Origin of the sequence: Novipirellula galeiformis, from assembly GCF_007860095.1 — a bacterium.
GTDB classification, from domain to species: domain Bacteria; phylum Planctomycetota; class Planctomycetia; order Pirellulales; family Pirellulaceae; genus Novipirellula; species Novipirellula galeiformis.
Genome location: NZ_SJPT01000006.1, coordinates 119,963 through 133,237, shown reverse-complemented (window position 1 = coordinate 133,237; position 13,275 = coordinate 119,963). Strand labels below are relative to the sequence as shown.

Here is a 13,275-nt window from a genome sequence, read left to right as displayed (position 1 = left end):
ATGCCACTCCCCCTGGCACAGGTGCACCGAGGTGTAGCTAATGTTTTTAGGTGGATTTGCGATGTCCCGTTTCACGTGATCGAAACGGTCGCATGGCTTTGCCTCCTTTTGATTCTTAATCGTAATCTTACTCTTGATCCTGATCTTCTCCGGCTGGTTGCGGTCCAGCGTGGTTGCGGAGACGGGATGTAAGATTACGAGTTGCTTGTTCCAGGGTTAGCTTAGAGACTTCCTAACCCGATGCGTTGCGTTAGGGTTTTGATTCGAGTACCATCTGCGGCGGAGGTACTCGATCGATCATTGCTCCTCTGCTTCGATTCGCCGGAGCGAGACATGACCGGGGGGCGACTCGATCCGAATCGCTCCAGGCAGCATACAAGCGTCGGTCTCGATCCCTGCGATCTGGTCGTAGATCCGTTGCCAATGCGTTTGCGACATGCTTTGCATCGGCCAACGCTGTTCGGCCCACAATTGCTGCATCCCTGCAATGATCACACTGCGGTCGGTTTCATGGTCGCGTTGAATGGAAATCGCGTCACCAAACTGGACGTGCCGTGTGCTCCACTCTTCCGCTTGCGATTCCATGTTGGTAACCCAATCGCGTTGGGTTCCGGAGGCTCGAGAAATCGCGTCGCGAGCATCAGGATATTTTGATTCGATCATCGGCATCAGTTCATGGCGAATCCAATTGCGGCGATAGTCCCGGTTGGCATTGCTTGAATCTTCGCACCAAGATTGCTCGATCCAACGCAGCGCGGCGCAGATGCGTTTCCGCGTGATGCCAAGCAGCGGACGGACTAACACCACGTCCTGGCCAAGGGGGCGGTGAGGACGAATCCCAGCCAGCCCGGTGGGCCCCGTGCCACGCAATAGGTGATGCAGCACGGTTTCGACATTGTCGTCGGCCGAATGGGCGACCGCGACGTAGCGGGCTCCCATTTGCTCGGCGGACGCGCGCAGAAAGTCCAGCCTCATGCGGCGTAACGATTGCTCGTCACGAACGCCGACGCGTGTGGATCGCTGACGCAGAAACGGGACGTCAAGCTGGCCCGCCAACTCAGCGACAAAGGATTCATCTCGCTGCGATTCCTCCCCTCGTGTGGCGTGATTAAAATGTGCCACTGCCAATAAACCTGGCGGCAGAGCGACCTCGGACCGCTGGACCAAATCATGCAGTCCGCGGATCAAGGCAACGCTATCCGGGCCTCCGCTACAGCCGACGACCACGCCCACGCGTCCCCACCGCGACAACGGCCAAGCAGCATCGATCGAACGACAAAAGGCGCCCCAGGCATCGGAGTTGGGTTTGCGTTCCATTGTCGAGAGGGCTTCCTAAAGGGGGGGGGGCAGCGATCGGTTAGTTGAACGGGGTGGGCTGCGCCTAGGTGCATGGGGTGGCAAGGATTGGGCCCGCCGCCCCTTGATGCGCCGCATTTTTAAGCCAAGACCCTCCATTCGCGGGGTTCTGTTTTTTGATTCCGCGGCTTGCGGTTTCCCTTAGGGGGAGGTGGACGCATGAATAGTGACGAAGGGGAACTTGGGCCCATCTCTCAAACTTTGGTCGAGCGTTGTTTCGCGGTGACTCATCAGCTGCTAATCTGAGTCGACCTGATCACCCCCGAGATCGAATCATAACGAATACGGGAGAGTTTTCAGAGCTGACCTACAACAATCAAGACTCAACATCGACTCCTCTGAACAACAGAATCACCTTCCTTTCGATCATGTCCCCCCTCCTCCTCTTACTGCTAGTCGCTCGAGTGACGAGATTGAAGCAACATGTTTGCTCGATCGGTTGCTTCATTAGAGCTGAGTCAGCAGCAAAGCAAATCCTGGGCTCGATTGAGCTTAGAGTGGTGAGCGGGGCTTGCACATCGAGGAATCCCACTGAACGCTGCAAGATTCTTCAGCGTTCAAGGCATCGCATGGACTCTTTGCGTGCGGATGAATTGGGGTATCCCCATGGCCGATTCTCTTGTTCTCGGTACCGAGGACATATTCATGCTCGCTGCTTCCGAAACCACCCTCCTTTACTCTGGCTTCTCCTTTCTGGTAGGAGCCGCGATCGTTTGGGGCATCACCCAACGGGTCAACTCCGTCCGTCGTACGGTGCAACAACAGGCAGCTGAAAAGCTGGTTGAAGCAGCGCGTCGTGAAGGCGAAACGTTACGAAATCAAGCGATCGTGGAGGGCAAGGAAGCGGTCCTGAGTATCAAGGCGGACGCGGAAAAGGAAATCGCGATCGAGCGCAAACAGCTGCTACAGCGTGAAGCCAAACTGGACCGACGCGAAGAAACGATCGAGCAACAAGAAGACGGATTGCGCAAACAGCAACGTGGGCTTGAAAGCACTCAGACGCGGCTTGATACCCAATTGCGTGCCGCTTCGGAGCAGCGCCAACGACTCGACGACACAATCAAGCAACAACAAACGCTGCTCGAAAAGGTCAGTGAGATGACGCGGGAAGAGGCATCCCAAGCGTTGCTTTCGACGCTCGAGCATGATCTCGAAGGCGAAGTAGGGTCGGTGCTGTTGAAGCATCAAAAGCGACTCAACGAGACGGTCAAAGCGCAAGGCCGCGAGATGTTGTTGACCGCGATCCAGCGGTTCGCATCGGCACATACCGCCGAGAGCACGACCAGCACGGTCGATGTCCCCAGCGACGATATGAAGGGGCGCATCATTGGTCGCGAAGGGCGAAATATTCGCGCGTTTGAAAAGTCAACCGGCGTCGATGTGATCATCGATGATACACCGGGCGTCGTGATCGTCAGCGGGTTCGATCCGGTGCGACGCGAGATCGCTCGTCTGTCCCTAACCCGGCTGATCAGTGACGGACGCATTCACCCATCGCGTATCGAGGATGTGGTCGAAGAAACGGGCAAAGAGATCGATGATCTGATCATGCAAAAAGGACGTGAAGCGGCGGATGAAGTGAATGTGAACGGGTTGCATGACCGCGTCATCCAAATGCTCGGTCGCTTGCACTTCCGCACCTCGTATAGCCAAAACGTGCTGCGGCACAGTGTCGAGGTCGCGTTCATTTCCGGCATGTTAGCCGAGATGTTAGGCATGGATGGTGACTTGGCTCGTCGCTGTGGATTGCTGCACGACATCGGCAAAGCAGCCGACCATGAACTCGAAGGGGGGCATCCCAAAATTGGGGCGGACCTGCTGCGACGCCACAACGAAGGCAGCGAAGTCGTTCACGCAGCGTTGGGACACCACGACGACATCGTTACCGAGCACCCTTACACCATGCTGGTGGCGACAGGCGACGCTTGTAGTGCTAGCCGTCCGGGAGCCCGACGCGAATCGCTCGAGCGTTACATCAAACGGATGGAAGAGCTTGAATCAATTGCCACCCGTTTTGATGGGGTGCGCCAAGCGTTTGCGATCAGTGCGGGACGTGAACTTCGCGTGATCGTCAACAGCGACAAAACCTCCGATGAAGAAGCGGCCACGATTTGTCGCAACATCGCCCAAGCCTTCGAAAAGGAACTCACCTATCCGGGTGAGATCAAAGTCACCGTGCTGAGGGAGTCGCGTTTCATCGAGACCGCCAAATAGCGAACGCCCAAGAAACGGGACGTTTCGAGGCCGCCGGCGGTGTGCAGAGTTGTTAGAATTCAGGAGGGCCGCTAGGTGAGCACTTTTGAAGTGGCGTGTTTTTTATAACCCGCCGCGTCAGCGAGGGAGTGTCACGCTTAGCTCAGCCGCTGACTTACTCAGCCGTTTGCTTACTCAGTGGTTTGCTTACTCAGTGGTTTGCTTACTCAGTCCCTCGCTGACGCGTCGGGTTATGATTTGCTAGGTAAAACGGCAATAGCGCAACTTCGAAACGGCTAAGTCCGGAGACCATAGTTCTTGGCTTGGTCGCATTCTCAACTCTTTTCTGGCGGAGCGTTTTTGCCTTGGTCGCAAACGAATGGGCTTGGTTGCCAACCCCACGAAAAGAGATTTTGCCGACAATCCAAGCCGCACTCCGCGAGCGGTTCGTGTTTTGTGATGTGATCGCTGACCTGCTCTCGGCGGCCTGTTACGAACCCTGCAATGTGTTGTTGTGGGGCCCCGGCGGACATGGCAAGTCAGAGATGGCGTTGACCGCCCTACGTGCATTGGGATTGCAGGACGAAGAGATTTTTATTCAATCCTTTGGCGAAGGGATGAGTGAAGATCGGCTTTGGGGCGGGCCCGATATGGCTTCGCTCGATACCTGTGTTCGCTATGACACGACGCGATCGTTTTTGGCGCCGCAGTACAAAGTCGTGATTTTTGAAGAACTGTTCGACGCCCCGGCGCAAGCGCTCTTGCCACTGAAAGACGTGTTGACGCGGCGTGCCTTTATGAACGGCAACGAACGCGTCGAGATGGCTGCGAAGGTTGTCATCGCGTGCACCAACAAAGACCCGCGAGAGTTTGCCGAGGGCAGCGACGCGGTCCAAGCATTGCTGGAGCGTTTTTTGTTGCAAAAGGAAGTGCGTTGGCCGGGTTACGAAGCAAAGCACTACCGCGAACTGTTTGCCAAGGTCCATCGCAATTCAAGCATGGGTGGCAAGCAGTTGCAAACGATGCTTTCCAAAGTGATCGCGGGTTTGAATGAAGCCAAAACCTTCATCATGTCGCCACGCATGGCGATTCAGTCGTTAGAGGTGGTGAGCAATGAAGCCAAGATCCATGGCGATAACACCGTTACCGCCGAAGCGTTTCGGAGCATTCGCTTTGTCCAAGGAATGCAGTCCTACACGGCTGATTTATCGCGGCGGATTGAACGGCAATTGCCGAATGAACCGATTCACATTCGACTTACCGATGCCGACTTTTCTCACCACGACGACGGACCCTTAAAAACACCTCGCGGCGAGGTGCCCGCACGGATTTCGCAAAGTTTGAAGTCGCGTTTCATCCATTGTGATGAAATCGTGCAAGTGTTGACTCACGCGTTCTTTCAGCCCTGCAATGTGCTGTTGTGGGGGCCCGGGGGTCATGGCAAATCCGACATGGTGATGACGGCGCTCCAAGAACTCGGCTATCTCGAAAACGAGATTTTTTTACAGTCGTTTGGCGAAGGGATGACCGAGGATCGACTGTGGGGCGGTCCCAACATTGCCAAATTGGACCTCTGTTTGGAATACGATACTGACCGCTCGTTCTTGCCGTACGAGGTGGTGATCTTAGAAGAAATCCTCGATGCGTCATCGCAAGCGCTGTTGCCGCTCAAAGATGTGTTAACGCGCCGCGTCTTTATGAATGGCAACCGACCGGTGCCGATGCGATCGCAAGCGATTGTGGCCTGTACGAACAAGGACCCACGCCAATTTGCGAAAGATAGCGACGCGGTGAAAGCACTGCTGGAACGATTTCCGCTGCAATTAGAAGTCCGTTGGCCGTCGTATGATCAAGCCGACTACGAAGCCCTGTTTCATAAAACCAATCCCGATGCTGGGCCCGACCGTCGCAAACTCAACCGCATCTATGCCCATGTGATCGCCAATTTGAATGATGATCGGGAAAGTGGTTTTCAGGTTTCTCCGCGTATCGCTCTGGGCGGCCTGCGATTGGCCGCCAACAGTGTCGGACGGCATGGCCGCAAAAAGATGATCGTCGATGATATTTTGACGATTCGCAACATCCAAGGCATGGAGTCTTATCAGCGGGATGTCGAGTCCTTGATTCGATCGGCGCTGCGTGAAGGGGGCGTGGAGGTGTTGCTCAGTGACATTGATGAACGGGCCCACCAATTGCAGGGGAAAATGCAGGACATCAATCGCAAATTCGCTGCGGCCAAAGACCTCGATGACGAGGCGCGTGGCGATGTGAATGACGAAGCGATCTCCGACATGGTCGATTTGATGAGTAGCATGGACGCGTTGAAACACGAGCTGCAGAATCTGCAGGTCTCCGATCCGATGCTCGTCAAATGGAAAAAACGCTCCGAGCTAGCGGTGGATCAAGTGGCGGCGGAAATCGAGGCCGGGAGATAGGTGATGAATCAAGTTCGCGTCGAGCGGAAGTTCCGCGATTTCATTCGCTTTCACACCCATATCACTTATCCCGAATCGAGCGAACGAAGGCAACAAATCAATACCGCCGAGGTGGTCAAGAAACTCGACGCGATCGGAATGGAGCATGTGCATGTCCCGATCATTTGGGATGGGGTGCACTTGGTCGACGAAGGGCGGTTGGCGGGCGCCAACGAAATCGAGCGTCGCACGCGGCTAACCTATCGGATGCGAATGTGGAAGTTGATGACTTGGATAGACGACGTCCTGGATTTTTCACGGCGCGATGTTGAGCTCTACCTGCAACTTGCCCAGACGCTTCGTGAGGTGGAATTCCAGAACATCCAGGGACGTACCGACGTCGATCGAGCGATCGCCAATATTGCGATTATCGCGACCGCCAAACGCGCCCTTGCACTCGGCATTCCCCCCGAGACGATTACCTGGCAAATCAATTGGTCGCTGCAACAGGTCGGCGGCTTGGAGGCGGATGAAGTCGAGTTGCTCGAATGTTTGCCCGACGAACGGATGCTGAAATCGGCCGACAAGATTGATTACGAACAAATGTCGCGAGACCGCGGGATTTCAGCAATCGTGTTGGTCGATAACCTCGAGACACGCGGCAAGATCGCGTCGCTGTTTGCCGATTGTTTTGGCGGGGTTCGGCGTGCAACTGAAAAGAAGGAAATGCATCCGTTGTCGGTTCGCCGCTTGGATGTGGCCTCGCGATTGTTAGCCGAACCGGGCATGGAAGCCTTGTTGCGGATTTCGCGGATCGCCAACGAATATGTTGCGTTTCAGCCGCGTTTTGAAAAGAAGATGATTCCGGCGGCCGATGGCGACCAGACCCGGATGCGGATGATGCAATCGTACGATGAATTGCCAAAACTAGCCCCGGCGGCGTGGGCCTTGAAGGTAGCCGCCCCCAAGTACTTTCGCTATCGCTTGGCCACCAAGAGTTTTATGGTGCGAGAGAAAATGAAAAGGAGCGACAAAAAACAGTTTTTCTATGCGATGCTCGACCGTTCCAAGTCGATGCAACAAGGCGAACGCATTTACAAGTTGTTGGCGATCTTGCTGAATCGATTACGCGCGGTCGGCCGCCGCGAAGCAATCTTAGGATACAGCTTTTTTGATTCGGTCGTGCATGACGAGGTGCTGGTGCGAGAAGTCGCCGACGCGCGGGAAGAGATCCAGCGGATGCATTACGAGTTCTTTACCGGGGACGATACCGACATCAACTTGGCGCTGCGTGAAGGAATCAAGCGGATCAAGAACTTGGTCAATGACCAAGAGTCGGAGCAACCCGAATTGATCATTGTGACCGATGGTGACCACGGCATTAACGTCCGCCCGGATGAGCTTAAAGGGATCATCCTGCATGTCTTTGTGGTCGAAGAGAAGAATGATGATTTGATCCAATTGGCGCATCATACCGGCGGCGTCGCACTCGACGGGCTGTAGTGGCCGAACGCGGTTGCCATGTTTTACAAAAGTTACTTTGGGACGGGACTCGGCCATCGCCAAACGGTGCGGTAGAATTTGGCACTGCGGGGTGAACCCGCCGCTTGAACCCCTGCCCCCTTCACCGGCGTGAACCGCGTCCCACAATTGCAACGTTAACGGAGCGACAACGATGAACCACCCCGTTTCACTGGGCCTCGACTTTGGCACCGAATCGGTCCGCGCGATCTTAATCGATGCTGCGGGGCATCAACTCGGGTTGGCGTCGAGCGAATATGCGAACGGGCAAATCACCGAGACACTTCCTGGGGGGGATACCCTCTTGCCGGCTCGTTACGCGTTGCAATCGCCTGGGGATTGGCTCGATTCGGCTGCGTCGGCAACGTGTGCCGCGATGGTCGAGGCGGCGGTCACGGGCGACAGGATTGTGGGAATCGGTGTCGACTTCACCAGTTGTACGATGCTGCCGACACGATCGGATGGCACGCCGCTATGCCAATTAGATTCATTGAAATCAACTCCCTTGGCGTGGCCGAAACTTTGGAAACATCACGGTGCCCTGGAGCAAACCGAACGGATGAACGCCGTGGCTCGCGAGCGTGACGAGGCGTTCTTACAGCGGTATGGTGGGACGATCGGCTTGGAATGGTTCTTTCCTAAAATGCTCGAAACGATTGAGCAGGCTCCCGATGTCGCCGCCGCAGCCGATGTCTGGCTCGAGGCGGGCGATTGGTTGGTTTGGCAATTGGTCGGCGGTCCGGCGGAGTCGCTGACTCGCTCGACTTGCCAAGCTGGCTACAAAGCGATGTGGTCGGCCAGCGACGGATACCCGTCGGACGCCTTTTTCTCGGCCGTCCATCCTCAATTGGCCGCAGCCGTGCGCAGCCGATTGCCTGGGGTGATGCGGTCGCCCGGTGAGGTGGCTGGTGGTTTAACTCAAGCGATGGCAACGCGCTTCGGACTTCGTGCGGGCACTCCCGTTTCGGCCGCCATCATCGATGCTCACGCGGCCGTTCCCGGCGTCGGGGCTGCCGAACCAGGAACGCTGGTGATGGTGCTGGGCACGAGTAGTTGTCACATGCTAAACGCAAACGTCGCCGCGGAGATCCCCGGCATCGCGGGGGTGGTCGAGGGGGGCATTTTGCCAGGCATGTTTGGATACGAAACGGGCCAAGCCGCGGTCGGGGATGCGTTTGCATGGCTGCGCCGTTTGCTTGGACTCGATTCCTTCGATTCGCTTGCCGAAGCTGCACTTCGCTTGCCCCCAGGGGCTCAAGGCGTGATGTGTTTGGATTGGATGAACGGTTGCCGTACGCCATTGATGGACGGGAGTCTGCGTGGCGCCTTCACTGGGCTAGGGCTCGAGCACGGTCCGGAACACATGTACTTGGCGTTGATGGAAGGCTCGGCATTTGGGCTGCGTTGGATTGTCGAACTGCTTCGCGATGGCGGCGTGCCGATCGAACGACTCGTGGCGACCGGCGGGCTGCCGCATCACAACCGCGCCTTCGTCGAAGTCTATGCTGATGTGCTTGGCAGCGAGATTGAAATTCATCCATCCACGCAAGGTCCGGCCGTGGGGGCAGCGGTATTGGGCATGATCGCGGCAGGCCCCGAAGCGAGCGGATTCCAATCGATCCGCGAAGCGGCCGGCGCGATGGCGAGCGTCGCCAAGGGGAGCCAAGACATCGTCCGGCCTCGTCTCCAACGCACTCAGGCATACGATTCGTTGTACGCCCAATACCGGCAACTTGCCAAACGGTTCGCCAACGGCACTTGCCTTGATTAGTGCGAGCTTGCGTCGATTAGCGTGAGTGTGTCCTGCGTGAACGTTGCACTTGGGTGCGGCGGAGCGTGTTGCGTCGATGCAATACTGCTAACTCTTTGGGGTTGTGAAATGTCCAGCCTCAGCCTGCCTCGGACGTGTTCACTTCCGTTTCGGGCTCCGCATCGATTTCGAGCAAGGAAGCCTGCAACCCATTGCGGATATGATCCACAGCCGCTTGGCATGCTTCCTCGGCATCGCCGGTGCGGATCGCTTCAAAAATACGTTGGTGGTCTTTGCAGGTGCGTTGCATCGCTTCGATATCATGGCGATGCCGTCGAATGCCAAACACACGTGTTAACACTTGCGACTGGGAAGCCGTGCGCACGAGCGCCTGGTTGCCAGTGGCTTCGATGATCGACATATGAAATCGATAATCCGCCTTGTCAAATCGCCCCTTGATTCGTTTGCCCGCATATTGGGCCGCAGATTGTTCATGCTGTGAAGTCAATTCCAACATTTGCTGCAACTCTTCTTCAATCACCAAGAGTTGCTCGGGGCTCGCCCGCTTCGCTGCCATCGCCGCGGTGGCCGGTTCGATCACTTCGCGAACCTCGTAAATTTCGATCAAGGCGTTTCGATCGAGCCGGCGTACGATCGCTCCCATGTTGGGAACCAGATCGACGAGTCCCTCGTTGGCCAATTGCCCTGCGGCCTCTCGCACCGGCGTCGCACTGACTCCAATCTCTTTGCCGATCGGTCCGTAGAGCAATCGCGTTCCCGGTTCAAAATCGCCCGAAATTAATTTGTTTCTTAGATGCAGGTAGGCACGGTGTGCGTTTGTTTCAGTCCTCATGCTCTAACCTAATTCAATAACAGAAAAGTAGCTCTCACTGCGACGCTTAGCATTCTAACCTTTTCTTCACGTTGCGAAGAGGTGATTCGGTCAGGAAACAATGAATGAAGCTTGCGCTTTGCTGCGGGGAATCGAAGTACAACATAAAATACCAAGCCGACGGCGATGCATATCGCGTTTCCCCTGCGGGGCGAAGAAATAAGGGCGTCCTAGGTGCCAGCGACCGGCGGCCGAATTCCCTATACTTTGGAGCGGTCGGTTGGAGCGGAACTGGGGCGTTTGGATTCATTGTCGTTTGGATTTATCGCTCTCGCAGAATTCGGCCGCAAATCAGTTCGTTTCTTGTCGCCTTTTCTCAGTCCACGCGGACGACACTCGCTTGCCGGCCTCCGCGCGGGCCGAGCGGTGACCGTTTCCATTTCCTTATGTGTTCCGTTTCCTTTTGTTTGGACCTCCTCCGTGATGCCACACTTTCGCAGCCTCCTAACGGTCGCCGGATTGCTACTCGCGTGTGGCGTCTATGTGTTGTGCGTGGACGGGTTTGGGTTGGAACACGCCGCTGCGGTGACCGCCGCGGTCACCTCGCTTTGCGGCCTATGGTGGTGCACCGAGGTGATTCCGATTCCGGTTACATCGCTATTGCCGTTTGTGGTCTTTCCAATGGCGGGTGTGCTCGACCATCGCCAGCTTGCCGAAGCCTATGGCGACAAGTTTGTCTTGTTGTTCATGGCGGGGTTTATGATTTCGCGCGCGGCCGAGCGATCCCAAACGCATCTCCGCGTGTCGCATGGGTTGATGAATCTGCTGGGGACGAAATCCCAGCGACGGATCGTGCTTGGGTTTCTCGTTGCCACCGCCTTTTCAAGCATGTGGATTTCGAACACCGCAACGGCATTGATCATGTTACCGGTGGCGATTGCCGTGCTCGCTGAACAAAACGATGCGAAACTAAACGTGCCGCTCTTGTTGGCGGTCGCCTATGGCTCAAGTATCGGCGGGATTGCGACCATCATCGGTACGCCCCCTAACGGAATCTTTGTCTCGATTTACGAGCAGCAGAATGCTCATTCGGTCGATTTTATCTCTTGGCTAAAAATAGGAGTCCCGGTCGCGTTGATCATGCTGGTCGCTGCGGGAGTGCTGTTGACGCGGGGGCTTTCGCATGGCTCCACGATGCAACTGCAAAATTTGGGGCCATGGACGAGCGCTCAGCGACGCGTCTTAGGTGTCATTTCGTTGACCGCATTGTTATGGATCACGCGTAGTGCTCCGATGGGCGGTTGGTCGTTTTGGTTAGACATGCCGATGGCGCATGACGCGACGGTCGGCTTGGCCGCCGTGGTCGCCCTGTTCCTGATTCCCAGTGGGAAAACCAGCGAACGTCCCGCGAAAACCGCAGCGGGTCCGAAGCGATTGCAAGCTGACCGTTTGCTCGATTGGGAAACCGCTCGCGACATCCCTTGGGGCATCTTGATTCTGTTCGGAGGCGGGTTAGCGATTGCCAAGGCGGCCGAAGTGACGGGACTTTCCCAAACGATCGGAGGCCAATTTGCCCAACTTTCGGGGCTTCATCCGCTATTGCTGATCGGTGTGATCTGTTTGACGGTGACCTTTTTAACCGAAGTCACCTCCAACACTGCGACCACGACGCTGTTGATGCCGATCTTAGGTGCCGTGGCCGAAGGAGCGGGGTATGACGCCGCGGTCTTGATGGTGCCTGCCGCGTTATCGGCAAGTTGTGCGTTCATGTTGCCGGTCGCGACGCCGCCCAATGCCATCGTCTTTGGCTCGGAACAATTGACGGTTCGCGAGATGGCTAGAGCGGGCTTGGCACTGAACTTGATCGGCGTCGTTGTGATTTCGGTCAGCTGTTATTTCCTGGTCGATTTTAAGTCAGGCATTGGCACCGCGATCGCACCGCCGGACATCGCGATGGAATCCATTGACGACGCAACCGTTGACGGCCAAAGGCCCTGAGCGGTGACCCGACTGGCCTGGTGTCCATTGACGTCGTTGGCGTCAGGAAACGAGTCTAACGCACGCACAATCAACGTCAGCGAGGAATGGTCACGCACCGTCGCAGTAGCGAGCATTGACGGTCACTCCTCGCCCTTCGCTTGCAACACAATGTCGCGTGTCGTGGTTTTCCTTTCCGGCCACAACGCTAACACGTTTGCCAACATGACCAGCGATCCGCCGGCTAATAGCGGCATACTAAACGACTCGTTGGCGTAGTGGATTGCGCACATGGCACTGATGATTGCGGGACAGAACATCGCCCAGGTCGACGCGAACAACGGTTCAAGCGTGTAGATCACGGCAGCTTGCCCCGCAGTCAATCTTGGCTGGTATTTGTTCATCCACATAAAAGCAACCAGCGACGGAAAGACGCATAAGACGGCCAATAGGAAATAGAAACGTGGCTCGCTCGCCAGTCCGATCCACCCTCCGCTGGCGACCTCGGGGACGTAGAAACTCGAGCAGCCAAAAACCGCGAACGCGAAAATCGACGTCGTGGCAAACATGCTGGGAGTGAACAATACTGATTCATAACGTTTGCCGAACACGTCGATCAGTAAGATCTGGGCGCTGAAAAACAAAGTGGCCACGGTCGTCAGCGTATCTCCGTGGGTCCATTGGGCGAACGCATCCTTGGCCAAGGATACCTGGCCGTTCTCGATCGCAATCAAGCCGGTCAACGTGGCGACTCCAATCACCGCCACCAAGGCCCCCAAGATGACACACCGCCGGGGCAACCGCTTCCGTACCAGCGTGTTCATCATCGGCGTAATGATCACCACCAAGCTTGTCAGAAAACCGCTGCGCGAAGCCGGGATCGTGGCGAGTCCCATGACTTGCAGCAACAAACCGCAACAAAACAGGAATCCAATCGCGGCACCCGCAAGTAGATGCGGCCATTGCACGCGGGCCAGCATGCCTCGTAACAGCAGGACCAAGAGCAAAAAGGCCATCCCAAACCGCATCCCGATCAACCACCCCGCCGAACTGACGCGAAGCCAGCCCGAGGCGGTCCACTGGGTCACTCCGAAGTGACCATCGATCTGTAGATTCAAGGCCTTCATGATCGGAAACGAAGCTCCCCACATCGCATTGACCAAGACGAGCGCGAGGATGGCTCGGCGACGATCGGACGCGGTGAATTCTTGGTTCATGTTCGTTTTAGAGGT

General features: G+C 56.3%; 8 protein-coding genes. 5 read left to right on the top strand and 3 right to left on the bottom strand.

The features are described 5' to 3' along the window. Positions 1-297: 297 nt before the first annotated feature. Entirely contained in the window at positions 298-1,317 is a 1,020-nt protein-coding gene (gene tilS, locus Pla52o_RS17145) for a tRNA lysidine(34) synthetase TilS (RefSeq protein ID WP_146595851.1), read from the bottom strand. A 684-nt stretch (positions 1,318-2,001) separates the two neighbouring features. Here tilS and rny point away from each other — a divergent pair. From rny to Pla52o_RS17125, 4 genes are all read left to right on the top strand, one after another. After that, entirely contained in the window at positions 2,002-3,570 is a 1,569-nt protein-coding gene (rny, locus tag Pla52o_RS17140) for a ribonuclease Y (RefSeq protein ID WP_146596030.1), read from the top strand. A gap of 368 nt (positions 3,571-3,938) precedes the next feature. After that, positions 3,939-5,984 (top strand): AAA family ATPase, encoded by a 2,046-nt coding sequence (locus Pla52o_RS17135; protein ID WP_146595850.1) that lies wholly within the window; start codon positions 3,939-3,941, stop codon positions 5,982-5,984. Positions 5,985-5,987: 3 nt separating this feature from the next. Next, a complete protein-coding gene (locus Pla52o_RS17130) occupies positions 5,988-7,466 on the top strand; it encodes a hypothetical protein (protein ID WP_146595849.1) in 1,479 nt (492 codons plus the stop codon). 172 nt (positions 7,467-7,638) lie between these two features. Then, complete coding sequence (locus Pla52o_RS17125) at positions 7,639-9,255, top strand: ribulokinase (protein ID WP_146595848.1); 1,617 nt, start codon at positions 7,639-7,641, stop codon at positions 9,253-9,255. 118 nt (positions 9,256-9,373) lie between these two features. On the opposite strand, the gene Pla52o_RS17120 is transcribed toward Pla52o_RS17125, so the two are convergent. Then, positions 9,374-10,087, bottom strand: a complete 714-nt coding sequence (locus tag Pla52o_RS17120) for a GntR family transcriptional regulator (protein WP_146595847.1) — start codon at positions 10,085-10,087, stop codon at positions 9,374-9,376. A 462-nt stretch (positions 10,088-10,549) separates the two neighbouring features. Here Pla52o_RS17120 and Pla52o_RS17115 point away from each other — a divergent pair, with 462 nt between their 5' ends. Beyond that, a complete protein-coding gene (locus Pla52o_RS17115) occupies positions 10,550-12,064 on the top strand; it encodes an SLC13 family permease (protein ID WP_231612462.1) in 1,515 nt (504 codons plus the stop codon). Between the two features lie 122 nt (positions 12,065-12,186). Here the strand turns inward: Pla52o_RS17115 and Pla52o_RS17110 are convergent, their stop codons facing one another. Further along, positions 12,187-13,260, bottom strand: coding sequence for a DMT family transporter (locus tag Pla52o_RS17110; RefSeq protein WP_146595845.1), 1,074 nt, complete (start codon positions 13,258-13,260; stop codon positions 12,187-12,189). Positions 13,261-13,275: the final 15 nt, after the last annotated feature.

Coding starts and splice junctions, on each gene's coding strand:
- Pla52o_RS17130 (WP_146595849.1), top strand. CDS start 5,988: ATGAATCAAGTTCGCGTCGAGCGGAAGTTCCGCGATTTCATTCGCTTT.
- Pla52o_RS17120 (WP_146595847.1), bottom strand. CDS start 10,087: ATGAGGACTGAAACAAACGCACACCGTGCCTACCTGCATCTAAGAAAC.
- tilS (WP_146595851.1), bottom strand. CDS start 1,317: ATGGAACGCAAACCCAACTCCGATGCCTGGGGCGCCTTTTGTCGTTCG.
- Pla52o_RS17110 (WP_146595845.1), bottom strand. CDS start 13,260: ATGAACCAAGAATTCACCGCGTCCGATCGTCGCCGAGCCATCCTCGCG.
- Pla52o_RS17115 (WP_231612462.1), top strand. CDS start 10,550: ATGCCACACTTTCGCAGCCTCCTAACGGTCGCCGGATTGCTACTCGCG.
- rny (WP_146596030.1), top strand. CDS start 2,002: ATGCTCGCTGCTTCCGAAACCACCCTCCTTTACTCTGGCTTCTCCTTT.
- Pla52o_RS17125 (WP_146595848.1), top strand. CDS start 7,639: ATGAACCACCCCGTTTCACTGGGCCTCGACTTTGGCACCGAATCGGTC.